Source organism: Bacteroides sp. 3_1_13 (assembly GCF_001185845.1).
Lineage (GTDB): Bacteria > Bacteroidota > Bacteroidia > Bacteroidales > Bacteroidaceae > Bacteroides > Bacteroides xylanisolvens.
Window position 1 is genome coordinate 2,833,000 of sequence record NZ_KQ236955.1, and the last position, 23,029, is coordinate 2,856,028.

Here is a 23,029-nt window from a genome sequence, read left to right on the forward strand (position 1 = left end):
CTATGGAAAATAGAAAAGCGACAGAAGCCGGGCAGGATGTCACCATGCAGAAAGAGGATTTTGCAGCCCTTTGGAAAACCATCCATCTAAAGGTGACGGACACTTACGAAGTGCCGCCCGAAATACTCTGGGTGAACGGCTCTACCATTGGCACGCTGGGTAATTTCAGCGCATCCACAGGAAAAGCCAAGAGCAAAAAGACATTCAACATTTCCGCCATCGTTGCGGCAGCGTTGAAGAATGACGAGGTACTGAAGTATTCGGCATATCTGCCACCGAACAAGCGGAAAATCCTCTATGTAGATACCGAGCAGAGCAAATACCATTGCCATAAGGTCATGGAGCGTATTTTGCGACTTGCCGGACTGCCTACCGACAAGGACAGGGACGATTTTGTTTTCATCGTGCTAAGGGAGCAGACCCCCGACAAGCGGAAACAGATTATCGGCTATATGCTTGAAAATATGCCCGATGTGGGGTTGCTCATCATTGACGGAATCCGTGACTTGATGTATGACATCAACAGCCCCAGCGAATCAACCGACCTAATCAACCTCTTGATGCGCTGGTCAAGCGGATATAACCTGCATATCCACACTGTACTGCATTTGAATAAGGGGGATGACAACACAAGGGGGCATATCGGTACGGAACTGAACAACAAGGCTGAAACCGTCCTGCAAATCACGAAAAGCCAGCAGGACGGCAACATAAGCGAGGTAAAGGCGATGCACATACGTGACCGGGAATTTGACCCGTTCGCATTCCGTATCAATGACAACGCTTTACCCGAAATCGTGGATGATTATGTATTCCAACAACCTAAGCAGGACAGGAACTTTTCGCTTGCGGAACTGACTGAACGGCAACACCGGGAAGCGTTGGAGAACGGTTTCGGCAAGCAGGTGGTACAAGGCTATTCCAATGTCATAGCGGCATTGAAACAGGGTTATGCGAGTATCGGTTACGAGCGTGGACGCAATGTTCTTGTGTCGCTTAACAAGTTTCTTGTGAACAAGCGCATGATTGTGAAAGAGGGCAAGGGCTACCGCTATAATCCCGATTTCCATTATTAAAAGTCAGTTTGGTTTAGTCCGGGTGTATATACAAGAGGAACGGACTTACTATTTCCCTGTATCGGAACAGGCAGGTTTAGTATGGTACGGGTGTATATATAACGGACTAAACAGGACTGGCGCACTTTTCAACTATTTTTTTTATCCCCAAAAAAGAAAATGTTATGAACATCGAAGATGTGAAACAAATACCCATCGCAGACTATCTGCACAGTTTAGGTTACTCTCCTGTCAAGCAGCAGGGTAACGGTTTATGGTACAAATCACCGTTAAGGGAGGAACACGAACCGTCTTTCAAGGTGAACACTGACCGCAACCTTTGGTATGACTTTGGCGCAGGCAAGGGCGGTAACATCATCGCACTGGCAAAGGAACTCTATTGTTCCGACAGCCTGCCATACCTTTTAAACCGGATAGCGGAACAGACACCGCACGTCCGTCCGGTCAGTTTTTCTTTTCCCCAGCGTAGGACAGAACCGAGCTTCCAGCATTTGGAAGTCCGTGACCTTACCCATCCGGCATTGCTCCGTTACTTGCAGGGACGGGGTATCAATGTCGAACTGGCAAAAAGAGAATGTAAGGAACTCCATTTTACCAATAATGGCAGACCGTTCTTTGCTATCGGTTTCCCGAACATGGCAGGAGGTTACGAGGTTCGCAATTCCTTTTTCAAAGGCTGCATCGCCCCGAAAGACATCACCCATATACGGCAGCAGGGAGAGCCGAGGGAGAAGTGTTTGGTGTTCGAGGGTTTCATGGACTACCTCTCTTTCCTTACGCTCCGCATGAGGAACTGTCCGACCATACCCGACCTTGACAGGCAGGATTATGCCATTCTTAACTCTACCGCCAATGTGTCGAAAGCCATTGACGTGCTGTACCCGTATGAACGCATCCACTGTATGCTTGACAATGACAAGGCTGGATATGAAGCGACACGGGCTATCGAATTGGAATACCCCTACCGTGTGCGTGACTTCTCGCACAATTATAGGGGATATTCGGACTTGAACGATTATCTGTGCGGCAGGAAGCAGGAACAGAAAAACGCAGCCAGCCAAGTGCAGGAAACGAAGCAGGAAACCGGACAACGTGCCGCCCCAAGACAAAAGAGAGGCAGGGGCATTTAATCCGGCAGGACTACCAACGGCTGGCGGTTTATTTGGAGAGCAAGGTTATGTTTCGGTAAACCGAAACTACCTTGCTTTGCTCACCGCAAAGAAAATTTCTCCCGTTGGTCGCAATTTTTAAGATACCATTTAAATGTAAAAACCTATGACGAATATAAAGGATAAGCCGGGGGGACGTCCGGCAAAGAAACGGATAGAGAAGCAGCAACGGGTTGTCAGTACGAAACTGACCGAGTTGCAGTATTACGCCATCAGAAAGCGAGCCGGGGAAGCTGGGTTACGTGTCAGTGAGTATGTAAGGCAGGCGGTTGTTTCGGTAGAGGTCATACCCCGGCTGAACAGGCAGGATGCGGACACCATCCGCAAACTGGCAGGGGAAGCCAACAACATCAACCAGTTGGCGCACCGGGCGAATGCCGGAGGTTTCGCACTGGTGGCGGTGGAACTGGTGAAGCTCAAAAACCGGATTATTGAAATCATAAACCATTTGTCAGATGATTGGAAAAATAAAAAAGGGAAGCGGGTTTAAGGGCTGTGTGAACTATGTGCTTGGCAAGGAGCAGGCGGTTTTGCTTCATGCGGACGGGGTTCTGACTGAAAGCCGGGGAGATATAATCCACAGCTTCTGTATGCAGACCGGGATGAATCCCGACTTGAAAAAGCCTGTCGGACATATTGCGTTGAGTTATTCGGCAGTGGATGCGCCCAAATTGACAGATGGGAAGATGGTACAGCTTGCGCAGGAGTATATGCGTGAAATGAAAATCACCGATACGCAGTATATCATCGTGCGCCATCAAGACCGGGAACACCCACATGTGCATATCGTGTTCAACCGCATAGACAATAACGGCAAGACCATTTCGGACAGGAACGACATGTATCGTAACGAACAGGTATGCAAGAAGCTGAAAGCCAAACACGGGCTTTATTTCGCCGAGGGAAAAGAGCAGGTGAAGCAGCACCGATTGAAAGAGCCGGACAAATCAAAATACGAGATTTACACGGCTGTGAAAAATGAAATCGGCAAATCCCGTAACTGGCAGCAGTTGCAGCACAGGTTAGCGGAAAAGGGTATCACTATCCAGTTCAAACGAAAGGGACAGACTGACGAGATACAGGGCATATCCTTTTCCAAAGGCGAATACACGTTCAAGGGGTCGGAGATAGACCGCAGTTTCAGTTTTTCCAAACTGGATAAATGTTTCGGGGATGCAGGAATGAATGTTGCCGAAAGCCAACGGCAAACAACTTTCGCACCCGTTCGGGAACAAGCACCTGCACCGGACAAGGCTGACAGTCCGTTGATAACAGGTTCACTCGGTCTGTTTTCTGCTTCTTCTCCCCCAGTGGATGAAGAACCTAATTTTAATTTGAGAAAGAAGAAGAAAAAGAAAAAACAACTTAAACAGTAAAGACATGGAAGATAATTTGATTTTAGAGGGGCTTCTCTCTATGGTTACGGAACTGAAAGAGAAGCAGGAAGCACAGGCAACGCCAGCCAGTCGGGAGGAAACTCTCGAACGGCTGGGAGCAATCGAACAAGCGTTGTCGGAACTGCACAGTAATTCGGCTGTTCCCGAAGAAAAGTTGCGGGTTATTCAAAGCCAACTTGACGACATAAGGAGCAGGATGCAAGGTCAGCAGAAGAACATAGAGGACACCAAGAAAATAACATTGGAAACCTACCGTTGTTTCAAGGTAATGATTGATACTTTGGGCTCTTGCAAGACGGATAAAGAGGAAGCTACGCCCTTACCGTTCTATCAACGGATTTACAACAAGGTCGCTTCTTGGATTCGTCCGGGATTGTTTGTTTTTTCGGCAGTGCTGGTCGTCTGTTCCGTTTCCATATTCTTGAATGTCCGTTTGGCTGAACGTATGCAGCAGTTGCAGGACAACGATATGAAATACCGCTATTTGCTGATGCAAGGACAGGCAGACGGGGAAACTTTTGATATGCTGGAAAACAAGTTCAAGTGGCAACGGGATAACGGTTTTATCCGAAGTTTGACCGATTCAGTGATGGATTTTGAATATCGCATCCAAAAGCAGGCGGAAGCACTGGAACGTGCAAGGCTGTTGAATGAGCAAGCCGAACAGCTAAAGAAAGAAGCCGATAAGTTGGGTAAGCCATAAACGGGGAAAGTCGGAACAGATGAAGTACATTCACCGTTCCGGCTTTTCAGATTCACTTCTTTTTCTTCGTACAGTGTTCTTTCTCGAACTGGCGTAGCGTGGTGACGCTGAACCGTTCTTTAATAAACTCCCGGATATCGGAAGCCTTGTAATACACTTTTCCGCTGATAGTGAAGTAAGGCAGCGCACCGATAGCCCGGTAGCGTTGCAGAGTTTTGATACTTACTTTGAATAATAAACACAAGTCTTGATTATCCAATAGGTTGTCATCTTCGGGTAGTACCTTGTCCGCATTGCGTAGTACCCGTACATCCTTGCAGAGTTCTTCCAGCTTGGCGTACAGCTTCTGCATCCATACGCTGAAATCGTCATTGTCTATATACATGATTGCTTCATTTTTCTGATTATACATTCTTGTCTGTCAATCAATTGATGAAGCAAAGTTCAGAAAATAGGCGCAAAGAAATTACGGGGGAACTAATGGAATCCCCTATAAATAAATCATAAGTCACAGATTATCTATATCCTTTCTTGTCATGTTCCTTTTTGATAAGTTCTACCAATCCATTAAGAAACCCGGTCAGTTTGCCCGGCTTTCGTTTTATCACGTCCTCATGTTTTTGGTAACAGTCGCCTATCTTGATGTTGAACAGCCATTCAAAGGCTTTCACCAAGTCCACCAAGTAGGCGGGCTTGCCGTTCTGATACACGATGTTTTTGGAGAGGAACAGACCGCTTACCATTTCCATGATGTTGATAAGGGTTGTCTTGTCTGCGAGATAGAGAGGGGAAAGGGGCTGTTTGTTGATACGTTGCTGTAGCTGTTCCGGGTATTTGATGCGCCACTCGATAAGGCGTATTTCAGTGTTCAAAAGTCCTATCGCTTCATCAATTAGATGCAGATGGGGCATTTTTTTCTTGCTCAAACCGTACACGATACGATTTAAGACGGTGCAAACCAAAGGAAAAATAACGTAGTAAAACGTTGTAATCCTGCTCATTGATACTAAAATTGGCTACATGGGTCGCCAATTCTTCGATAGCTTCTGCAAATTCAGATGCAGACACTTTACGTTGTGAGCATTCCGACAATAAGCGGAAAAATCTTTGGTCGAATATTTTTTTCATTGAGTCGATTAAAAATACTATTTGACAGCAATCAAATAGAAATGTTATTGATAATATTTTTAACTTCATATTTTAAAGAATCTGGTCTTATTATAGTTGCACTATCTGCAAAAGACAGATACCAATGTGCAAACTTACTGATTGAAAATGTTAGAAAATGAAGTTCAAACATATCCCCTATCTCTTTCTCAGATGTTAATCCGTAATAATATTTATCATCATTCATTATGGAGGTTTTATTCTTTTCTATTCTTATAACGATTTCATGTAATTTTTCTTTATCATAAAACTCGCGTATGAATTTTTCCAAAGGAGGATGCTCCCGTGATTGTAATTCATTAAGAATGTGCATTTTTTGAATTCTATCTATCCGAAATGTAAGATAGATTTCTTTGGGAAGATAAAAGCCTATTAGATACCAGTTAGTTCTCGAAAAGAAAATTCCAACAGCTTCAATCTTTCGTTCTGAAACACTTAACGCATTACTTCCCAAATAAGATATTTCAATAATTCTTTTTTGGTATATACTTTGTAAAATAAGTAAAAGAATATCAGGTTTATAGGTAGATGATTTATAAGTATCCAATACAGACATGCACTTTTCCATTGTTTCTAACATATTTTTGTCTGCAAAACGCATGACAGACCTAATCTTTTCTATTCCAGACTTATAATGTTCGTTGCTATTTGAATCAGTTAGTTCATGTACTAATTTCTCTGCAATCAAAAAGGACAAAGCCTCTTTTTGAGTAAACATTAGAGGAGATAATTTGAATCCTTCTGCAAGTGAATAACCAATACCGGGATTTCCTATGATAGGAATGCCTGCCTCTTCCAATGTTCTTATATCTCGATATACAGTGCGAATGCTTATATTAAAACGTTCTGAAATTTGCTGTGCTTTCACTAACGAGTGCGATTGTAACTGAATCAATATAGCAGAAATACGGTCTATTCTATTCATTTTGCATCTTTAATTTGAATATTTGAATCTTCAATAATAACAGCTTGTTTATTACTTATAGGAATAAGCTGCAACTTCTCATTATATAGTTGAACTATCTTTTCACCTTTTTTCTTGAATGGAAAATTTCCATAATGGGGAATCGTATAAAAATCGACCAAATCTAAAGAAGTACAGTCTTTCAATTCAGGAGCCTTTTCTATTGGATCAAAATTCACACTTCTCATATATTCTGCATCGGGAGAGGCTATTATTGCTCCGGCAGATTCCCCAATATACAGTTTACCCAATTTCACTTGTTTAGATATAATTTTATCAACACCTTTTCTTTTTAACTCTTGCAAAAGGAAAAATGTATTTCCACCTGTTATGTAGATATAATCGCATTTATGTAATATAGAAGATATTTCCTCTTTGGGCAGTTGGGTAATCTCGACTTCTTCAACAATCATTCCTGCTTCTTCTAAAGCCTTTTTCCCCTTTTTTACATAGAATCGTATTGGTTCTGTAAGGCTTGCAGTTGGTATAAAAGCTATAATTTTCCCTTGCAAATCTTCTTTGGCACAATCGACAAATAGATTAGCAACATCAGCAAATGATGAGCATAAAAATAATCTTTTCATATTCTATAATATTAAGTTGAATACTTTTTGATACAAAGATAGCGTCTTCTATGACAGCCCTATGTCAGTAAGTCTAAATATTGAAGAGTTTTTTTCATCAAAACAATCCATTATTGAAATTTACCCTATTTGTAATGTGGCTGCGTTCCCTTATGAAAAGAAGAAATAATTTTGTTCCCTTTATGAAAAACAAGTGCTACACAACCTGCCGGGATAGAACGTTGAAAGCCTTGCTTTACATCATCTATCCTTAAAAACCAATATTGCTTTATATAAGGAGCGAGCAATTTGGTAGGTTGTATTACTTGAATTTTCTCCATTCTGTTTTAATTATCAAACAAAAGTAAGATTTCTTAGATAGATATTAGGTGTAAAAAAGGGACATTCTAATTAAAACATCCAAATATCTGTTGCCTAAATCATTCAAAGTTCTCTGCATTGGAAGATATGTCATAGATAAGTTGAAAAAGTTATTATAAACACAAGTTTAGTTTGTGTTTTTGTCTATATATCCAAAACGGACTAAACTAATTTCTATTGACAGCAAATTATATATGCTGGCGAAAAGAAAAACAGTATTCTTCTTTTCGCCAGTTTTGCTTTTATGGTTAGAGAGCTTTTGTTACCTTTGCACATGAAGCCCACCGCAAAGCGATTTCTTCGTTTTTTTGTTACTATTTTGTTACCCACTATTAGTAATAGGTGGGCTTTTGCTTTGATAATCAGAGTTATATTATGCTGTATGTATAATATGTGGCAGAATATTATCAATTCGTGGCAGTTGTGGAAAAAGAGGAAAAATGAATTGAAAAATCAAGCCAAAGAATCGTAATGGATATAAATCAGAATTTAATTCAATACTAACAGAGTGGAAAGCATGAAAGATATAATAGAGTTATTACAAAACGAAAGAACAAAAACAGTTGACGCTTTAAAACAAGGCGAGCAGGATAAGTTATCTCATCTTCAACAGATAGACAAGGCTTTAGGCTGGCTGAAAGTCGTTGAAGATAATGAGTTGGCAACTGTAGGGAGCTATAAGATTCATAGATTGCCTGATCCAAACTCTGGCTTCTCTTATTATCATTTAATGGTAGACAACGAAAGTGGCGATCCGAAAGATTGGACGGAGTACAAACCCGATAATCAGTCATTGGAACTCTGCTTTGATGATATTATAATAACACGAAAGTAATCTTTTACGTCAGTTATATTTTAGAACTGGTTCTGTTTTGTTATCTTTGCGTCGAAACATTGTAACACACAAAGAAAACATGAAAAATAAAGCCGTTGTAGTCGTTGTTATTTTAGGAAGTTTGATTATATCGATATTTGCAGGTTGCCGACAATCTCCTTTGAAATACATTCCCCCGACAATAGATTCTGTCAATAACGACAAAAGCAGGATGGGGTTGAACGGAAAAGTCAAAACGTTGGATATCTATTATTATCGTCCGGAAAATACATCGTCTTTCTTTTCGACGAAATTCAAAAAAGGCGAGAAATGGGAAGAGGACGGAATACATCACTACCATTTTCATTTCAATATCGACGGCAATCTTGCTCAATGCAACGAGTACAAAATATTATCCGAAAGACCGATTATACCTATGAGACTTGGGGACATACATCTACACTTAGCTTTCCGAAAACTAACAGTACGATTGTCAGTAAGTATAATACTGACGGGAAACTGCTGGAAATTGTGTATAGTGATTCCCATGGGGAGATAAATACTTATGACGACAGGGGAAATCTTATCCGAACCAAACAGATTGACGGCACGATTGACAAACCGGCTATGACCGAATATGATTATAACGAACATGATTTGTTGGTAGCGAAGAGGGAATATTATAATATAGGGGAATTATCGGGAAAAACAGTCTATGAGTATGATACAAATGGCTTGTTGGCGCAGACCCAAGTGTATGATTTGTTGAGTCGTGATAGGCCGGAAACGCATTTCATCTATGAATACAGTGACAGTAACCGCGTTGTGAAAAAATATAGGATTGGCGATGAAGGTAATAAAGAGTTAGAGTTCTGGTGTAAACGTGAATATTATCCGAACGGTAAACTGAAAACCGTTGTTCGTAATAGTATCGTGCAAGAGAAATACGATGAACAAGGACGGCCGATTGACGAGCGGCCAGGATTTGAAATACTCTACAAAGACTTCCAAGACTACGGCTGTGATGCGAATGGCAACTGGATTGAAACAAAGAATTTCAAAGATTATGTTGATTTTGGCACGGGGCTCGGTCGTATATTAAAACCTTATGTCGAGCGTATTTTTACTTATTACGAAGAATAAAAACTTAAAATTGAACAATATGCACACAAACACACCCACATAGCAAGCGGTAAGATTCCAGAAATCATAGTAACATTGTTAGTGCATACTAAAAAAAAGAAAACGATGGGAAAAGTAATGAAAGTATTCAAGACACTGATAAACGAGTTGTTTGGAACTAAGAGAGAGTATAAAGTGGAAGGTTTGGGCATCTTTACCTGTAAGGTTTGTGATTGGTGGCGAGATAAATGCTGCCTTTGGAGTGGTGCAGTGCAATTGCCCTTTTACTCGGTAGAAACTCTTGTTTTGATAGAAGGGGACGCTTCTGCTCCGTTCTCCAGGCAATTATTGGAATTACAGGTGCTATTGCAGAACTGGGTACCTATGGCAGAACAACTAGATAGCATGCTGTCCAGCAAAAGCCAGCAGAAACATAAAGAAAAAATATACGGATCCTGGCAGGATGATTTTTATCCCTATACGATCGTGCCGGCTGTACTATATAGTGACAGTTGGGAGATTGTGTTTTACAGGAATAGTGGTGTAAATTATAATTTCACTGTTTTTTGGAAAGACAACAGAGTACAGGATTTACGTTTGGGAGGTTCTTGAATCCTTCCTTTATTTATAGCATTTCCCGTTCTTTCTTTGTCAAACTTTTGACTACAATATCGTAGGAGTTGCTTACAAGCTCTTTGATTTTCTCATCAGGTACATCTTGGTTGAAATAGACACTGATCCAATATTTCTTGTTCATGTGCCATCCTGGCCTTATGCCGGTATATTCAGTTTGCAGTTCTCCGGATTCGTCAGGGTTGCATTTGATACAACAAAAATCGAAAATCTCAATGTTAACGAAACAGAACCATTTGTCCGCTACATAAAAGCATAGAACGTCACGGCTATATTTGTCGGGCACATTGGGAAACGGCATCTTCTCATGGACTCCCTTAAAAGACAGGCAATATTCTCTAAATTCTTCGATATTCATTTCACTTTTTTATGTTCGGTTATCTATGCAAAAATAGTTAGAATAAAGGAGTGGATAACCATCTTTCTATGAAAATATTCAGGTGAGATGTGTTTCCACGTCTTTGTTTGGTTAGTCGACTTCTTCAAATGAATAGCCGATCTTAAAAACTACTTGACGCTCCACCGCCACCGCTACGTCCACCACCAAAACTGCCGCTACTGCTACTGCTGCCGCTACTACTACTGCTGCTACTACTGTGACTATTACTAGGACTGTCACTATTTGGGGGTGTCTTGCGGGGAATCTTCTGTGTTGTCTGCTTTTTATCTCCGCACATTAAGCAAAGATAGTCGGCAACCTCCAATCCGGCATCGGAATATGTGGCTTCTTTAACTGTTTTCCACGGACTGATACGCTTGGAAGCAATGGTATGGCATTGATTACACATCTTATATTCGCTTCCGACGACAGATTTATACCGCAATATCCAGCCGCAGGAAGTACATTGATAAATACGGTGGATGGCAGAACCTAGTTTGTGTTCCATTTGCTCGGAAGCAGATAATAAAGGGGTTGCAAGCTCATTGGATAAAAGTTGTAAAGCCACAGCTTTGCAAGAGTCGCAGGTCTTACTCTGCAAAATAACACGTTGTTTTTGGTAGAACTTATACCATAAGGATGCCGCAATAAGTGCAGGCCAGACCGGAAAAAACAACACAAGACATCCAAGTGGGCTGTAAAGTGTCAGGACTTTGATTGCTGCTAATGCTGAACCGTCTTTGGGGCGAGCTTTATTTACCTTCATGCGATAAGTGAGAACATTTACCAGTATCAAGAATATCCAAAGCATAGGCGACTGATTTGCCAGAAAATTCCACAACGTATTGCCGGCACTTTTCCAGTAATTATCAGAAGTGCTTTGAGAAACTGGTTCATAGTCGCTTCCATAAAGCACCAATGTTACAGTCCGGACTCCCTCTGTCATTCCTCTGTCAAAGTCGTTTTTTCTAAACCACGGAACCATTTCATTCTGTTGAATGCGAAAGCATAAAGCGTCGGGAAGTACTCCTTCTAAACCGTATCCGGTTGCGAAAGTGACTTTACGTTGATCGAGTACTAAAAGAATCAGTAATCCGTTGTCGTCCGCTTTCTTTCCGATGCCCCAGTGCTCAAAAAGCTTGTGGGCAAACTCTGCCGGAATATCTTCTCCGATAGAAGAGAGCGCAACAACCGCCACTTCAATACTCAATGAATCTTCTAACTGTGACAACATATTATTTATCTCCCACACATAACTTTCATCCAATATCTGATTCGGATTGCTAACCCAATTGGAAGAGCTTTCATTACGCGGATTGGGGACATCTGTTACTTTATAAATTTCTACTGTTTGTTCGTGCTCTAAAGTCAATGCAAAAGCATGATTACCAAAGGCATAACAGAAAACAAGAAGTAATGTCCGGGCTATTCCCCTGAAGCTTTTTTGTGTTTTATCTTTCATTGTTTTGTTATTAACTGATTGTTCTTAGAGTAGAAAATAACTATCATAACTCTCATTCTTTTTGCTAATATAGTTATAATCTGATGAATAAGAATGATAGATGTCTCTGAAATTTTGTATCTATCATACTTTCTTCATGAAATATGGGTATCTATCATTCTTATTCCACTGTTTTTACTGTTTAATCTTTCATGGTATTAACCCGCACATAAATTTTATGACTGCCGCTTCCAATGGTGTCAAGTACTCCTTCCTTTACCCATCCGTTCAATTCATTCAGCGCTTTGTTCTTTAGTAGTCCCGTCAGTTGCGTATACTCTTTGCGTCGTATCATCGGTCGTTCATCCAGAAACCTCTCCAACCTGCGCCGACGCTCTTCCACCGGAACTTCGGCGGAATGTGCAAATCCCGACTTCGCTTTTTCTACAAATCCGCGAACCTTCTTTCGGAAAGAAGATGATGGACGAAAATTTACATTATCGAAATAAATGGACTGCGCATGTATTTCTTTGGCATCCATCACCGGACGTGCTTTCAGCTTGGCTGAAAAATATCCAAGGTTCCCCAACTGAACGTGATATCCGCTGACTAAATATTCGGATATTTTATTTTCAATAGCCAGCTGAACTCCTTCAATATCTGCCGGCGTAAAGCTGGAAGCTTGAGCGATCTCTTTTACAATTTGTTGAAAGTCGATGGTTCCGTTCGATACGATGCGGGGATACAACGGCTGTTCGTCTTCGTCTTCTTTCGAAGACGGCTTTTTGCGAAAATCATACTTTGCGTACATGTCTTTTCTATTATGGGTTAATGTGGCTAAAATGCCTTTTAAAAGGCATTTTAATGATTGTTTTGCAGCAAGATAACCTACAATTGAAGCCTGGATAATCAACTGGAATCAGTGGCTTTTCTTGGGCACACATTTGTGGGCTCTACAGCCCACGAATGTAAACTATACAGCCCGCATAGGTGGGCTGTACGGCACACTTATGCGGGCTGAAGTCTAACTGCCTGCAAAGATACATTATCCTGCCTTTATTCGCAAATTTAGTAAGCATTATTTCTGTAAAATAAAGTCGTGTGGCGTAGCAAATAAAAGCGGTGAAATTTGTTTGGGCGAAGAGCATGTTGTATCTTTGTATGGCTGTAGTGCAGCTTTCCTTTTACTGGAAATAATAATAAAAAAAGATGAGAATAACATTAGTCAGAGACGATGGCAAGGTAAAAACCTTACGGACGTTGAAAATGGAGCTCCTTTTGGAGCAGATGAAAACGGAAGTCAAGGCGCAGCCCGTCTCAAAGATGAGGGAAGTCTTGCGGTATACTCTTCCGGGAAATTCGATTGAAGAGGTGCGTAAAGTTCCCAAAGTGATGCCTGCCGCAGCTTTTGTCCGTAAAGAAGGGGTAATGACCTTGAATGAATATAACGGCATAGTGATGATGGAAGTCAATAACCTTTCGGGGAGGGCGGAAGCCGACGAAATAAAAGAACGGGTCAAAGAGCTTCCGCAAACATACCTTGCTTTTACCGGATCTTCCGGCAAATCAGTAAAGATATGGGTGCGGTTCACCTATCCGGACGACCGCTTGCCGACTTTACGCGAGCAAGCGGAACTTTTTCACGCGCATGCTTATCAGACGGCTGTGAAATATTATCAGCCACAACTGCCTTTTGATATCGAACTGAAAGAACCGTCGCTCGAACAATATTGCAGGCTGACGTATGATCCTGAACTTTATTTCAATTCGAAAGCAATGCCCATTTATATGAAGCAGCCCGTCAGTCTTCCGTCCGAAACGACTTTTATCAAACGAACGCGGGAAACTGATTCTCCTTTGCAGCGAATGGCGCCCGGATATGAAAATTATGAAGCATTGTCGGTGCTTTTCTCCGCTGCATTCAACAGGGCGCTCGAAGAACTGGACGGATATCGGGAGGGAGACGATCTGCAACCGCTACTAGTGTGTTTGGCGGAGCATTGTTTTCGGGCAGGTATCCCCGAAGAAGATACGGTGCGGTGGACAAAGGCGCACTACCGGCTCCCTTCGGACGAGTTGCTGATTCGTGAAACTGTGAAAAGTGTCTACCGTTCCGCTAAGGGATTCGGCAAGAAGAGCAGTCTGACGGCCGAACAGCTTTTCGCCATGCAGATGGACGAATTTATGAAGCGCCGTTATGAATTTCGATACAATACGCTGACCACGGAAGTGGAATATCGCGAACGGAATAGTTTTAATTTCTATTTTCGTCCGGTGGACAAGCGGGTGCTGGCGAGTATCACGATGAATGCCATGTATGAAGGGGTGAAAATGTGGGATAGGGACGTAATCCGCTATTTGGATTCTGATCATGTGCCTGTTTATCAGCCTGTGGAGGATTTTTTGTATCATCTGCCTCACTGGGATGGTAAAGACCGGATTTTGGAACTGGCCAACCGTGTTCCCTGTGATAATCCACATTGGGCGCCGTTGTTCCGTCGGTGGTTTTTGAATATGGTTGCCCATTGGAGGGGAATGGATAAGAAACACGCCAACAGTACGTCACCTTTGCTGATTGGCCCGCAGGCATATCGGAAATCGACTTTTTGCAGAATGCTTCTTCCTCCTGCTTTACAGGCGTACTATACGGATAGCATTGATTTCAGTCGGAAACGGGACGCGGAGTTGTATCTGAATCGCTTTCTGCTTATCAATATGGATGAATTCGACCAGATTAGTCCTACCCAGCAGGCTTTTCTGAAACATATTCTGCAAAAGCCGGTGGTGAACACACGTCGTCCGAATGCTTCGGCAGTGGAAGAGCTTCGCCGGTATGCATCGTTCATTGCCACGAGCAATCATCGGGATTTGTTGACGGATACTTCCGGTAGCCGTCGTTTCATCGGTATTTACATGACGGGAGCTATAGATGTGTCGCGTCCTATTGATTATGAACAGCTTTATGCACAGGCGTTGGAGTTGCTTTATCACAACGAACGTTATTGGTTTGACTCCGAAGAAGAGGCTATCATGACGGAAAACAACCGTGAGTTTGAACAATCTCCTGCCATCGAACAGTTATTTATGGTTTATTATCGTAGGGCGGAAGAAGAGGAAGAAGGAGAATGGCTACTGGCTATTGACATTCTGCGCCGGATTCAGAAAGCGAGTAAGATGACGTTTTCCGCCAGGCAGGCATCTTATTTCGGGCGTATCTTGCAGCGGCTCGGAGTGAAATCTAAACGGAAAACGTATGGTACGTATTATCATATTGTACCTTTGGAGGTAGAATAATCAAGTATGATAGATACCCCGTTTTTGATGGTCTAAGTATGATAGATACCGGAAATAATAGTTATCTATCATACTTATTCTTTTAATTATAAGTGGTTTATGAAAATGAATGAGAGTATGATACTAGTTTTTTTACTCATAGAGAAGATATTTTTTTCTGATCTCCTTGTAATCCTGTAATTCCTTTTGCCAACTATTCCGGATAGCCTCTTCCGATTCTCCTTTGAGGATAGCTTTGCGTACGCTGTCAGTTCCCATCAGCAAATCAAACCATCGGGCACGGGAGAAGAAAGCTGCTTTTTCGCCGGATAAGCGATAAAAGTTCAAGAAGTAGCGGAGTGTAAATCCATTTACATTGGTTACATTCCGGAGATCTTCCCCATAACAGGTGATACCTTTGTGCATCGGATTTTTGTCAAAACCGGGTAAGGAGCGGGGAGTAAAAGTGAAACTTCCGTATTTCTTATTAGGTGCGCCTAATACCTGGAAAGGAAAAGTTGTCCCCCGTCCCACGCTGACGCGGGTGGCTTCAAAAGGACAGAGCGAGGCGTACAATCGGATAGACTGATCGTTCGGGAGGTTGGGCGACGGTTTGATGGGAAGTGAATAAGGTGCTCCGTGTTTCCATCCGGTCATTGGAATTACCTTTAATGAACAAGGATTTTTCTTGTTGGCAATCCATCCTTCCCCGTTTATCATCTGTGCCAGTTCGCCGATGGTACATCCGTGGAGAACCGGAAGAGGTAACATACCGACAAAACTCCGGTAGGCAGGTTTGAGTATCGGACCATCCACATAATCGCACGGATTGGGGCGATCCAGTACAACCATTTCTTTCTTGTTCTCTGCGCAAGCTTCCATCACATAATACATCGTGCTTATATAGGTATAAAAGCGTGCCCCTACATCCTGAATGTCGAATACAATCACATCGACATCTTTTAGTTGGGCAGCTGACGGCTCTTTGTTGTCACCATAAAGCGATACGATAGGAATGCCGGTGCGGGAATCTTTTCCGTCTTTCACTGTTTCACCTGCATCTGCGTTACCACGGAAACCATGTTCGGGAGCAAATACCTTGACCACTCGGACCTCTCTCTTTAATAAGGTATCGAGAAGATGAACCTGCTTTCTTCCCACAACAGAAGTGTGATTGACCACCATTCCGATGCGTTTTCCTTTCAGCAACGGCATATATTGATCCATTTGTTCTGCTCCCGTGACAATTTGACTGCTTACACGCATTGGTGACAACATAATGAATAGAAATATAAGAATGAAGGAAGCTCGAGTTTGCATATCGGTAATTTTTTTTGTAATATTGCACAAAAATATTAATTTCTCATCAAGAGAGCAAAAAATAAAGCACATGAATCCATACGAAATCATTGATAAATATTATCCGGAAAATACGCAGCAGAGACAAATCTTAGTAATTCATAGTCTGGCGGTGTCCGGAAAGGCAATGAAAATGCTGGATGCTCATCCCGAATTGCGTTTAAACCGGAGTTTTGTGAAAGAAGCTGCTCTGTTGCATGATATTGGAATTTTTCAGACCGATGCTCCCACCATTCAGTGCTTTGGCACTCATCCTTATATCGCCCACGGATATTTGGGAGCTGAAATCTTGCGGGCGGAAGGTTTCCCCCAACACGCATTGGTGTGCGAACGCCATACGGGAGCCGGACTCTCGTTGGAAGATATCATTGCCCAGCAGCTCCCCGTTCCTCATCGTGAGATGCTGCCCATTACCCTGGAAGAGCAATTGATTTGCTTTGCGGATAAATTCTTTTCTAAAACCCATCTGGATGAAGAGAAAACTGTGGAAAAAGCGCGGCAAAGTATTGCAAAATATGGTGAAGAAGGCCTAAGCCGCTTTGATAGATGGTGTTCTCTCTTTTTATAGCACTAAAAAATAATTAAATAACGAAGATTCTAACTCATATTTGGTGAAGATTGTGTACTTTTGCCACTTCAAGCGTAAACTATTAGTTAATGGCGCCATTGAAAGCAAAAATACTTATATCATTCATACTGCTGATTGTCTTACTGATGCTTCCCGATGAGGCTACGTCTCAGCGTCGAAGAAGAGGAATGATTGCCTCCAATACCGCACAAACGGATTCCCTTCAGGGAAATGATTCGTTGAAAGCAGATACGGTAACGGTACGCATTGATTCCATCGCACCGGTAAAGAAGAAACAACCACTCGATGCACCGGTTGTTTATGAATCCAACGACTCCACTGTCTTTACTTTGGGAGGAGCCGCTACACTTTATGGTAGCGGAAAAGTGAATTATCAGAACATCGAACTGGCTGCGGAAGTTATTTCGATGAATCTGGATAGTAGTACTGTGCATGCTTATGGTATCAAGGATACTACCGGAGTGGAAAAAGGTAAACCGGTATTTAAAGAAGGTGATACCTCGTATGATACGGAAACAATCCGATATAACTTCAAAACCAAGAAAGCGGGAATTACTGATATCGTCACCCAGCAGGGAGAAGGATATGTGACCGGAAGCAAGGCGAAGAAAGGGGCCAATGATGAAATTTTCATGGAGCATGGGCGTTATACAACCTGCGATCATCACGATCATCCCCACTTCTATATGCAGCTGACGAGAGCTAAGGTGCGCCCTAAAAAGAATGTAGTGACAGGACCTGCCTATCTGGTTGTGGAAGATGTGCCTCTGCCGTTGGCTGTGCCGTTCTTCTTCTTCCCATTCTCCAGCAGTTACTCTTCCGGTTTCATTATGCCGACTTATATGGATGACTCCAGTCGTGGTTTCGGTTTGGCAGAAGGAGGATATTACTTTGCCATGAGTGATATCATGGACTTGAAAATAACGGGAGATATCTTCACGAAAGGTTCATGGAGATTGTCTGGATTGACAAACTATAATAAACGCTATAAATATTCCGGTACGCTGCAAGCGGACTATCAGGTCACCAAGACTGGAGATAAAGGGATGCCGGACTATACAGTTGCTAAGGACTTTAAGGTGGTATGGAACCATCGACAGGATGCTAAAGCCAGTCCGAACACTACATTCTCTGCCAGTGTGAACTTCTCGACCAGTAGTTATGAACGTTCTAATATCAACAACCTTTATAATTCGCAGTTGTTGACTCAAAATACCAAAACATCAAGTATTAGTTATTCTCGTAGTTTTCCCGATATCGGTCTGACCTTATCCGGAACTACCAATATCGCACAGACAATGCGTGACTCTTCTATTGCGGTCACTTTGCCTGACTTGAATATTACGTTGAGCCGTCTGTTTCCGTTCAAGCGCAAGAAAGCGGCAGGAGCCGAACGTTGGTACGAGAAGATTTCCATTGGTTATACGGGACGTCTGACAAACAGTATCCGTACTAAAGATGACCATTTGTTCAAAGCCGGACTAAGCTCATGGGAGAATGCGATGAACCATAACATTCCTATCAGTGCTACTTTTACGCTGTTCAAATATTTGCAGGTCAATCCTTCTGTGAATTATACAGAACGATGGTACACCCGTAAAATCAATCAGCATTATAACGAAGATACTCACAGGCTGGAATCATTGCCGGGCGATTCTCTTAACGGCTTTTATCGTGTATCCAATTACTCGGCTAGTTTGGCTCTAAGTACGAAATTGTATGGTATGTATAAACCGATCTTTGCGAAGAAGAAGGAGATACAGATTCGTCACGTATTCACACCGCAGGTGAGTTTGAGTGGTGCTCCGGGATTTGGCAAGTACTGGGAAGAATATACCGATTATAATGGTAATACACAATATTATTCTCCTTTTACCAATCAGCCTTATGGCGTGCCTTCTCGTGAGGGGTCGGGAACGGTTAGTTTCTCGATAGCTAATAACTTGGAGATGAAGTATTATGACGCAAAGAATGATACAGTCAAGAAAGTTAGCCTTATTGATGATTTGAGTGCCAATATGTCCTATAATATGGCGGCAAAGGAAAGACCGTGGAGTGACTTAAGTATGAACCTCCGTCTGAAACTGACCAAGAATTATACTTTCAATATGAATGCCCAATTCGCTACGTATGCTTATACATTCGATAAAAGCGGTAATGTAGTGACCAGTAACCGTACAGAATGGTCGTATGGTCGTTTTGGGCGTTTCCAAGGATATGGTTCTTCTTTCAACTATACCTTTAATAATGACACATGGAAGAAATGGTTCGGTCCGAAAGAGGAGGATGAAAAAGGAAAAGATAAGAAGTCGGAGGATAGTGACGATGAAGAATCTGACGGAACGGAAGGAGATGGTACTACACCTAAGAAAGTAGAGAAAGCACAGGCAGACCCGGATGGTTATCAGGTGTTTAAGATGCCTTGGTCGTTAAGCCTTAGCTATTCGTTTAATATCCGTGAAGATAGGTCTAAGCCTATTAACCGTTATTCCATGCGATATCCTTATACGTATACGCATAACATCAATGCAAACGGAAATATAAAGATTTCTAATAACTGGTCGCTCTCGTTCAACTCGGGCTATGATTTTCAGGCAAAAGAGATTACGCAGACTTCTTGTACAATCTCCCGTGACTTGCACTGTTTCAACCTGTCCGCCAGTCTTTCTCCTTTCGGACGCTGGAAATATTACAATGTTACCATCCGTGCGAATGCAAGCATCCTGCAAGACTTGAAGTATGAGCAGAGAAGCCAAACGCAAAGTAACATTCAGTGGTACTAGGATAAGTTGAGAGTGGAGAGTTGAGAGTGGAAATTCGGACGTGTAATTGTTTTGTTACAATATAGAAAAAGAAAAATGGCTGCGCTATCATTCGACGAATAGTGCAGCCATTTTTTTACTCTTTACTCTTTATTCTTAACTCTCAACTCTTAACTCTCAACTCTCCACTCTCAACTTCTCCAACTACCATGCGATTTCTGTTTTTCCATGGGTTTTCAGGTAATCGTTTGTACGGCTGAAATGTTTGTTTCCGAAGAAGCCGTTGTAAGCTGAAAGAGGAGAGGGATGGGCGGAAGTGAGTACCAGATGCTTGTTGCGGTCGATAAACGCTCCTTTCTTTTGAGCGTATGATCCCCATAAGATAAATACCAGGTTTTCTTTTTCTTCTGCCAGGGCACGGATTGCAGCATCGGTAAATGTTTCCCAGCCACGATTCTGATGTGAACCTGCTTGATGGGCACGTACCGTCAGAGTTGCGTTGAGTAATAAAACTCCTTGTTCTGCCCAGCGAGTCAGGTTTCCCGTGGTCGGGGCATCTGAACCGATGTCGGCTTTGATTTCTTTGAATATGTTCACTAATGAAGGGGGAAAAGGCACTCCGTCGTTTACAGAGAAACAGAGACCATGTGCTTGTCCCGGTCCATGGTAAGGATCTTGTCCTATAATTACAACTTTCACTTTGTCGAAAGGACAAAGGTTGAAAGCATTGAAGATCAGTTTTCCCGGAGGGAAGATCTGATACTGGCTATATTCGCTTTTGACGAAATCGGTCAGTGTGCGAAAGTAGTCTTTGTCGAATTCGGGTTTTAAATGTGCTTTCCAGCTTTCTTCAATTTGTACGTTCATAGTCTGTTATATAAGGTGTATATCAAGTTCTTCACATTCTTTGCGCATATCTTCGGGCCAGATGCTGGCTTGTATCTCTCCAATGTGAGCTTTGCGAAGGTAGAACATACACAAGCGGGATTGTCCGATACCTCCTCCGATGGATAGTGGAAGGGTGTCATTCATCAATCGCTTGTGGAAATAAAGTTCCAGTCTTTTTTCTTCTTTTTCTTCTTTCAACTGACGTTGCAAGGCTTCTTTGTCAACACGGATTCCCATAGATGACAATTCGATGGAGCGTTGCAGTACATTGTCCCACAGAAGGAGGTCGCCGTTTAGTCCGGGCAAGTCGTTCAATCCTTTGGTTGTGTAGTCGTCATAGTCCGGTGCGCGTCCGTCGTGTTTCTTGCCGTCGCTAAGTTTACAGCCTATGCCTATGATAAACACAGCTCCGTATTTCTGACAGATGGCATGTTCGCGACATTTGGGTTCCAGATCCGGATAAAGTTGGCGCAATTCTTCTGAATGGATGAAATGTAGCTTTTGTGGCAGGCACGGCTTGATTTGCGGATACATTTCGTATACCATATATTCTGTACGGATCATAGCTGCATAAATACGGTTGACGATCTCTTTCAGGAAGTTTACGTTCCGGTCTTCATTGGTGATGACACGTTCCCAGTCCCACTGGTCTACGTAGAGAGAATGCAGGTTGCCCAGTTCTTCGTCTGAACGGATTGCGTTCATATCCGTATAAATACCATATCCGGGTTCGATATGATAGTCAGCTAAGGTCAACCTTTTCCATTTAGCCAATGAATGAACCACTTCGGCTTGTGCATCGCCCAGATCTTTAATAGGGAAAGAAACGGGTCGTTCTATTCCGTTCAAATCGTCATTGATACCCATTCCTTTCAATACGAAAAGGGGGGCAGTTACACGTCTAAGGCGTAGCTCGGATGACAAGTTTAATTGGAAGAACTCTTTTATTTGCTTGATTCCCAGCTCGGTCTGTTTGAGGTCGAGTAGCGGATTATAGTTCTTAGGTTTTATCAAGTAACTCATAGGTTTGTTAAATGTTAATTGTCGGCAAAGATAGGAATAAAATTGATATATGTAATGGATATTCTCTAAAAGATTGTCAATTTGATAAAGTAAATGCTCTAAAGCATTTCAAAATAACAGTCTTCTAATATAGGGAAGTACCTTAAGAACTATAAAAAAAGGAGAATCATTAGGAAGATGAGAAGATTTTTTATACTTTTGTCCTCGCATTTAGAAAGAATGGCCCCGTAGCTTAGTGAATAGAGCGTCAGATTCCGGTTCTGAAGGTCGTGCGTTTGAATCGCACCGGGGTCACAGATGAATCCCTTGATAATCAGTAGATTATTGAGGGATTTCTTCTTTGTTATACCTTGTAGAACTGGGCTTAAAATGGTGGATTTACTCGTTGTAGTTGATAGTTGTTGGTTAATTGTTGGTGGAAAATATAATACCTAACATGCTGATGTTCAAGGTGACAGTTAGATTTAAAAGAGGTCGATAGCATCCGGATTGGTATAGACATCGTGCTGCATTCCGAATTCATGAATTTGTCCCGTCTCGGTGAATATTTTCACCCGATACGAGAAGCAGGGGGCGACAAGGGGATCGATCTCGAACATTGTATAATCGAAGCAGTAGAGCTTGTGATAAGAACTATGATAACGGTTACATCCACTATTGACCCCGTAATTATAAAAACATTTAGTGTAATTTCTGATTCCTTCCTTTCGAGCCAATTTACGCAACTGACTTTGCACCTCTTTATTATTGCAATAATCCGCATAATCCGATGTATTGTCGAGTGGAACTCCGTTTAATAGAATCTTGCCCTTGAAAAAATTAACCGGAACCTCAGCCGGATCCGGATCGTCATAATCGTACTCTTTTTCTTTCGGCACGTAATCCCAATGCAAATTGAACTGCATCACCTCCTTTTCGGGGGAGACTAAAGCGACAAAGCCGATTTCATCCCAAAAATAGTTGTTATATCCCACATTGCCATCTTTTCCGTAAAGGATTCTATTTTCGGGTCCAAATATTTTAATAAGGGAATCAATGGGGATGCCTATCGAGAATACTTGCCCGTTGTAAGTTGCACATTTTTCTGTAAATACGAACAGATGCTCGGTATTGATCCCTTTGGCTTCGAGCTCTTTTTTCGTATAACCAGAGTTCATGTACCCGTTGTCAGCAACTTCACGATTACCAATTCCGATGCAGCCAACAACAAAAATAACCAATAAGGAAGAGAGAATTATTCTTTTCATAATCACTAATAGCCCAAGTTGGAAATAAGAATTTGCATCTTTAATATACTGCCCGTGGTTGGGGTAATTGCGTTTTTTA

24 protein-coding genes and 1 tRNA gene are annotated in these 23,029 nt (G+C 42.2%); 12 read left to right on the forward strand and 13 right to left on the reverse strand.

The window, feature by feature from the left end:
- The first annotated feature begins 2 nt into the window (after positions 1-2).
- The 5 genes from HMPREF9009_RS10255 to HMPREF9009_RS10275 all read left to right on the forward strand — a co-directional run bounded on the left by HMPREF9009_RS10255 (position 3) and on the right by HMPREF9009_RS10275 (position 4,345).
- The gene (locus HMPREF9009_RS10255) at positions 3-1,076 is read left to right on the forward strand and encodes an AAA family ATPase (RefSeq protein ID WP_049702058.1); all 1,074 of its coding nucleotides are present in this window, start codon (positions 3-5) and stop codon (positions 1,074-1,076) included.
- Between the two features lie 164 nt (positions 1,077-1,240).
- Positions 1,241-2,206: a toprim domain-containing protein gene (locus HMPREF9009_RS10260; RefSeq protein WP_049702059.1), complete on the forward strand. Its 966-nt coding sequence runs from the start codon at positions 1,241-1,243 to the stop codon at positions 2,204-2,206.
- A 145-nt stretch (positions 2,207-2,351) separates the two neighbouring features.
- Positions 2,352-2,735, forward strand: a complete 384-nt coding sequence (locus HMPREF9009_RS10265; protein WP_049702060.1) for a MobC family plasmid mobilization relaxosome protein — start codon at positions 2,352-2,354, stop codon at positions 2,733-2,735.
- On the forward strand, positions 2,701-3,621 hold the full coding sequence (locus HMPREF9009_RS10270) for a relaxase/mobilization nuclease domain-containing protein (RefSeq protein WP_049702061.1): 921 nt from the start codon (positions 2,701-2,703) through the stop codon (positions 3,619-3,621). The genes HMPREF9009_RS10265 and HMPREF9009_RS10270 overlap by 35 nt, the downstream gene beginning before the upstream one ends.
- Before the next feature lie 4 nt (positions 3,622-3,625).
- The gene (locus HMPREF9009_RS10275) at positions 3,626-4,345 is read left to right on the forward strand and encodes a hypothetical protein (RefSeq protein ID WP_004315359.1); all 720 of its coding nucleotides are present in this window, start codon (positions 3,626-3,628) and stop codon (positions 4,343-4,345) included.
- Positions 4,346-4,397: 52 nt separating this feature from the next.
- Here HMPREF9009_RS10275 and HMPREF9009_RS10280 read toward each other — a convergent pair whose 3' ends face one another.
- From HMPREF9009_RS10280 to HMPREF9009_RS10305, 6 genes are all read right to left on the reverse strand, one after another.
- Positions 4,398-4,730 carry a helix-turn-helix domain-containing protein gene (locus HMPREF9009_RS10280; RefSeq protein WP_049702062.1) on the reverse strand — a complete coding sequence of 111 codons (333 nt, stop codon included), beginning with the start codon at positions 4,728-4,730 and terminating at the stop codon, positions 4,398-4,400.
- A 130-nt stretch (positions 4,731-4,860) separates the two neighbouring features.
- The gene (locus HMPREF9009_RS10285; protein WP_049702063.1) at positions 4,861-5,280 is read right to left on the reverse strand and encodes an RteC domain-containing protein; all 420 of its coding nucleotides are present in this window, start codon (positions 5,278-5,280) and stop codon (positions 4,861-4,863) included.
- Positions 5,234-5,473, reverse strand: a complete 240-nt coding sequence (locus HMPREF9009_RS10290; protein ID WP_004315356.1) for a hypothetical protein — start codon at positions 5,471-5,473, stop codon at positions 5,234-5,236. The genes HMPREF9009_RS10285 and HMPREF9009_RS10290 overlap by 47 nt, the downstream gene beginning before the upstream one ends.
- Positions 5,474-5,504: 31 nt before the next feature.
- A complete protein-coding gene (locus HMPREF9009_RS10295) occupies positions 5,505-6,437 on the reverse strand; it encodes a helix-turn-helix transcriptional regulator (RefSeq protein ID WP_004315355.1) in 933 nt (310 codons plus the stop codon).
- Positions 6,434-7,060 carry a Type 1 glutamine amidotransferase-like domain-containing protein gene (locus tag HMPREF9009_RS10300; RefSeq protein ID WP_004315354.1) on the reverse strand — a complete coding sequence of 209 codons (627 nt, stop codon included), beginning with the start codon at positions 7,058-7,060 and terminating at the stop codon, positions 6,434-6,436. The genes HMPREF9009_RS10295 and HMPREF9009_RS10300 overlap by 4 nt, the downstream gene beginning before the upstream one ends.
- A gap of 125 nt (positions 7,061-7,185) precedes the next feature.
- On the reverse strand, positions 7,186-7,380 hold the full coding sequence (locus HMPREF9009_RS10305) for a DUF6597 domain-containing transcriptional factor (protein ID WP_049702064.1): 195 nt from the start codon (positions 7,378-7,380) through the stop codon (positions 7,186-7,188).
- A 557-nt stretch (positions 7,381-7,937) separates the two neighbouring features.
- Between HMPREF9009_RS10305 and HMPREF9009_RS10315 the strand changes: the two genes are divergently transcribed.
- The 3 genes from HMPREF9009_RS10315 to HMPREF9009_RS10325 all read left to right on the forward strand — a co-directional run bounded on the left by HMPREF9009_RS10315 (position 7,938) and on the right by HMPREF9009_RS10325 (position 9,968).
- Positions 7,938-8,255, forward strand: coding sequence for a hypothetical protein (locus tag HMPREF9009_RS10315; protein ID WP_049702066.1), 318 nt, complete (start codon positions 7,938-7,940; stop codon positions 8,253-8,255).
- 372 nt (positions 8,256-8,627) lie between these two features.
- Positions 8,628-9,377: a hypothetical protein gene (locus HMPREF9009_RS10320; protein WP_225739850.1), complete on the forward strand. Its 750-nt coding sequence runs from the start codon at positions 8,628-8,630 to the stop codon at positions 9,375-9,377.
- 105 nt (positions 9,378-9,482) lie between these two features.
- The gene (locus HMPREF9009_RS10325; protein ID WP_049702067.1) at positions 9,483-9,968 is read left to right on the forward strand and encodes a hypothetical protein; all 486 of its coding nucleotides are present in this window, start codon (positions 9,483-9,485) and stop codon (positions 9,966-9,968) included.
- A gap of 13 nt (positions 9,969-9,981) precedes the next feature.
- On the opposite strand, the gene HMPREF9009_RS10330 is transcribed toward HMPREF9009_RS10325, so the two are convergent.
- From HMPREF9009_RS10330 to HMPREF9009_RS10340, 3 genes are all read right to left on the reverse strand, one after another.
- On the reverse strand, positions 9,982-10,347 hold the full coding sequence (locus HMPREF9009_RS10330) for an MmcQ/YjbR family DNA-binding protein (RefSeq protein ID WP_009038839.1): 366 nt from the start codon (positions 10,345-10,347) through the stop codon (positions 9,982-9,984).
- Positions 10,348-10,489: 142 nt separating this feature from the next.
- A complete protein-coding gene (locus tag HMPREF9009_RS10335) occupies positions 10,490-11,830 on the reverse strand; it encodes a TPM domain-containing protein (RefSeq protein WP_049702068.1) in 1,341 nt (446 codons plus the stop codon).
- A gap of 181 nt (positions 11,831-12,011) precedes the next feature.
- Positions 12,012-12,620: an HU family DNA-binding protein gene (locus HMPREF9009_RS10340; RefSeq protein ID WP_049702069.1), complete on the reverse strand. Its 609-nt coding sequence runs from the start codon at positions 12,618-12,620 to the stop codon at positions 12,012-12,014.
- Between the two features lie 398 nt (positions 12,621-13,018).
- On the opposite strand from HMPREF9009_RS10340, the gene HMPREF9009_RS10345 reads away from it, so the two are divergent.
- Positions 13,019-15,103 carry a BT4734/BF3469 family protein gene (locus HMPREF9009_RS10345; protein WP_049702070.1) on the forward strand — a complete coding sequence of 695 codons (2,085 nt, stop codon included), beginning with the start codon at positions 13,019-13,021 and terminating at the stop codon, positions 15,101-15,103.
- A 132-nt stretch (positions 15,104-15,235) separates the two neighbouring features.
- On the opposite strand, the gene HMPREF9009_RS10350 is transcribed toward HMPREF9009_RS10345, so the two are convergent.
- On the reverse strand, positions 15,236-16,402 hold the full coding sequence (locus tag HMPREF9009_RS10350; protein WP_049702071.1) for an exo-beta-N-acetylmuramidase NamZ family protein: 1,167 nt from the start codon (positions 16,400-16,402) through the stop codon (positions 15,236-15,238).
- Between the two features lie 70 nt (positions 16,403-16,472).
- Between HMPREF9009_RS10350 and HMPREF9009_RS10355 the strand changes: the two genes are divergently transcribed.
- Both HMPREF9009_RS10355 and HMPREF9009_RS10360 read left to right on the forward strand, forming a co-directional pair.
- Positions 16,473-17,009: an HDIG domain-containing metalloprotein gene (locus HMPREF9009_RS10355; RefSeq protein WP_004312347.1), complete on the forward strand. Its 537-nt coding sequence runs from the start codon at positions 16,473-16,475 to the stop codon at positions 17,007-17,009.
- An 89-nt stretch (positions 17,010-17,098) separates the two neighbouring features.
- A complete protein-coding gene (locus tag HMPREF9009_RS10360) occupies positions 17,099-19,813 on the forward strand; it encodes a putative LPS assembly protein LptD (RefSeq protein ID WP_015531394.1) in 2,715 nt (904 codons plus the stop codon).
- Positions 19,814-19,996: 183 nt separating this feature from the next.
- On the opposite strand, the gene ung is transcribed toward HMPREF9009_RS10360, so the two are convergent.
- Together ung and asnA are read right to left on the reverse strand one after the other, a co-directional pair.
- Positions 19,997-20,659 (reverse strand): uracil-DNA glycosylase, encoded by a 663-nt coding sequence (gene ung / locus HMPREF9009_RS10365; RefSeq protein WP_004299369.1) that lies wholly within the window; start codon positions 20,657-20,659, stop codon positions 19,997-19,999.
- A gap of 6 nt (positions 20,660-20,665) precedes the next feature.
- Positions 20,666-21,703: an aspartate--ammonia ligase gene (gene asnA / locus HMPREF9009_RS10370; protein WP_004299370.1), complete on the reverse strand. Its 1,038-nt coding sequence runs from the start codon at positions 21,701-21,703 to the stop codon at positions 20,666-20,668.
- 221 nt (positions 21,704-21,924) lie between these two features.
- On the opposite strand from asnA, the gene HMPREF9009_RS10375 reads away from it, so the two are divergent.
- A tRNA-Arg gene (locus HMPREF9009_RS10375) sits at positions 21,925-21,997 on the forward strand.
- Between the two features lie 170 nt (positions 21,998-22,167).
- On the opposite strand, the gene HMPREF9009_RS10380 is transcribed toward HMPREF9009_RS10375, so the two are convergent.
- Positions 22,168-22,950 carry a DUF7738 domain-containing protein gene (locus tag HMPREF9009_RS10380; protein ID WP_151921859.1) on the reverse strand — a complete coding sequence of 261 codons (783 nt, stop codon included), beginning with the start codon at positions 22,948-22,950 and terminating at the stop codon, positions 22,168-22,170.
- Positions 22,951-23,029 lie beyond the last annotated feature (79 nt).

What these genes read in the sequence shown, in the direction of transcription:
- asnA (WP_004299370.1), bottom strand. Translation starts at nt 21,703, where the DNA reads ATGAGTTACTTGATAAAACCTAAGAACTATAATCCGCTACTCGACCTC.
- ung (WP_004299369.1), bottom strand. Translation starts at nt 20,659, where the DNA reads ATGAACGTACAAATTGAAGAAAGCTGGAAAGCACATTTAAAACCCGAA.
- HMPREF9009_RS10355 (WP_004312347.1), top strand. Translation starts at nt 16,473, where the DNA reads ATGAATCCATACGAAATCATTGATAAATATTATCCGGAAAATACGCAG.
- HMPREF9009_RS10350 (WP_049702071.1), bottom strand. Translation starts at nt 16,402, where the DNA reads ATGCAAACTCGAGCTTCCTTCATTCTTATATTTCTATTCATTATGTTG.
- HMPREF9009_RS10330 (WP_009038839.1), bottom strand. Translation starts at nt 10,347, where the DNA reads ATGAATATCGAAGAATTTAGAGAATATTGCCTGTCTTTTAAGGGAGTC.
- HMPREF9009_RS10335 (WP_049702068.1), bottom strand. Translation starts at nt 11,830, where the DNA reads ATGAAAGATAAAACACAAAAAAGCTTCAGGGGAATAGCCCGGACATTA.
- HMPREF9009_RS10280 (WP_049702062.1), bottom strand. Translation starts at nt 4,730, where the DNA reads ATGTATATAGACAATGACGATTTCAGCGTATGGATGCAGAAGCTGTAC.
- HMPREF9009_RS10380 (WP_151921859.1), bottom strand. Translation starts at nt 22,950, where the DNA reads ATGAAAAGAATAATTCTCTCTTCCTTATTGGTTATTTTTGTTGTTGGC.
- HMPREF9009_RS10320 (WP_225739850.1), top strand. Translation starts at nt 8,628, where the DNA reads ATGCAACGAGTACAAAATATTATCCGAAAGACCGATTATACCTATGAG.
- HMPREF9009_RS10260 (WP_049702059.1), top strand. Translation starts at nt 1,241, where the DNA reads ATGAACATCGAAGATGTGAAACAAATACCCATCGCAGACTATCTGCAC.
- HMPREF9009_RS10340 (WP_049702069.1), bottom strand. Translation starts at nt 12,620, where the DNA reads ATGTACGCAAAGTATGATTTTCGCAAAAAGCCGTCTTCGAAAGAAGAC.
- HMPREF9009_RS10360 (WP_015531394.1), top strand. Translation starts at nt 17,099, where the DNA reads ATGGCGCCATTGAAAGCAAAAATACTTATATCATTCATACTGCTGATT.
- HMPREF9009_RS10275 (WP_004315359.1), top strand. Translation starts at nt 3,626, where the DNA reads ATGGAAGATAATTTGATTTTAGAGGGGCTTCTCTCTATGGTTACGGAA.
- HMPREF9009_RS10325 (WP_049702067.1), top strand. Translation starts at nt 9,483, where the DNA reads ATGGGAAAAGTAATGAAAGTATTCAAGACACTGATAAACGAGTTGTTT.
- HMPREF9009_RS10290 (WP_004315356.1), bottom strand. Translation starts at nt 5,473, where the DNA reads ATGAAAAAAATATTCGACCAAAGATTTTTCCGCTTATTGTCGGAATGC.
- HMPREF9009_RS10305 (WP_049702064.1), bottom strand. Translation starts at nt 7,380, where the DNA reads ATGGAGAAAATTCAAGTAATACAACCTACCAAATTGCTCGCTCCTTAT.
- HMPREF9009_RS10270 (WP_049702061.1), top strand. Translation starts at nt 2,701, where the DNA reads ATGATTGGAAAAATAAAAAAGGGAAGCGGGTTTAAGGGCTGTGTGAAC.
- HMPREF9009_RS10300 (WP_004315354.1), bottom strand. Translation starts at nt 7,060, where the DNA reads ATGAAAAGATTATTTTTATGCTCATCATTTGCTGATGTTGCTAATCTA.
- HMPREF9009_RS10345 (WP_049702070.1), top strand. Translation starts at nt 13,019, where the DNA reads ATGAGAATAACATTAGTCAGAGACGATGGCAAGGTAAAAACCTTACGG.
- HMPREF9009_RS10255 (WP_049702058.1), top strand. Translation starts at nt 3, where the DNA reads ATGGAAAATAGAAAAGCGACAGAAGCCGGGCAGGATGTCACCATGCAG.
- HMPREF9009_RS10265 (WP_049702060.1), top strand. Translation starts at nt 2,352, where the DNA reads ATGACGAATATAAAGGATAAGCCGGGGGGACGTCCGGCAAAGAAACGG.
- HMPREF9009_RS10315 (WP_049702066.1), top strand. Translation starts at nt 7,938, where the DNA reads ATGAAAGATATAATAGAGTTATTACAAAACGAAAGAACAAAAACAGTT.
- HMPREF9009_RS10295 (WP_004315355.1), bottom strand. Translation starts at nt 6,437, where the DNA reads ATGAATAGAATAGACCGTATTTCTGCTATATTGATTCAGTTACAATCG.